The following is a 655-nucleotide window of genomic DNA, read 5'->3' as shown; positions in this document are numbered from 1 at the left end:
GATCTGCGACAGTCGAGGGACGACTTCGCCACGGGCGACACCTTCGCCCTGGACGAGGTCGTAGCCGAACTGAACGAGCGGCGGGCCAGGGACGAGTGACGGCCGCCAGCGACGCGCCCTACGAGGTCGCGCTGTCGCGCAGAGCACGGAGAAACCTCCACGAGGACCTGTCCCTGGAGGTCGCGGCCGCCGCACTGGAGACGATCCAGCGAGCGATCGCCATAAATCCCCACCGAGTCGGAAAGCCGTTGGACGAGCCCTTCGATGGCTTCTACTCGGCGCGCAGAGGAACCTACCGCATCATCTATCGGATCGACGCGGCTAAGCATCTTGTAGAGATCCACTCCATCCGGCATCGGCGGGACGTCTATCACCTGTAATCACTGACGAGCAATTGCGCTTCGCCTCGGCCTCCGCACGTCGAGATCGCGCTGCCGTCGCGCAGGCACGGAGAAACCTCCACGAGGACCTGCCCCTGGATGTCGCGGCCGCCGCCCTGAAGAAGACCAGCGAACGATCGCCAGGTCGGGAAACTCGCGGCGACCGTGGCGACGAGTTCCCAGCGGGCCTCGCGTGCAGCGGCCTCCACCTCGCCGACGATCGCAGCGGCTCCCACAAGCGCTTCCACCTCAGCCCGGTGGCGATGGTCTCGACT

1 protein-coding gene and 1 pseudogene are annotated in these 655 nt (G+C 66.3%); one reads left to right on the top strand and one right to left on the bottom strand.

Annotated features, from left to right (window positions below; all coding sequences use genetic code 11):
- Positions 1 to 95: 95 nt before the first annotated feature.
- On the top strand, positions 96 to 380 hold the full coding sequence (locus tag U9980_RS23160) for a type II toxin-antitoxin system RelE/ParE family toxin (RefSeq protein ID WP_322753404.1): 285 nt from the start codon (positions 96 to 98) through the stop codon (positions 378 to 380).
- Here U9980_RS23160 and U9980_RS23155 read toward each other — a convergent pair.
- Positions 371 to 655 (bottom strand): annotated as a pseudogene (locus U9980_RS23155) (hypothetical protein); the annotation flags it as partial. The gene U9980_RS23160 and the pseudogene U9980_RS23155 overlap by 10 nt on opposite strands.

Source organism: Protofrankia sp. Cr1 (assembly GCF_963555865.1).
Classification (GTDB): Bacteria; Actinomycetota; Actinomycetes; order Frankiales; family Frankiaceae; genus Protofrankia.
The sequence above is the reverse complement of the archived record's forward strand: the minus strand, read 5'-3'. Positions and strand labels throughout refer to the sequence as shown.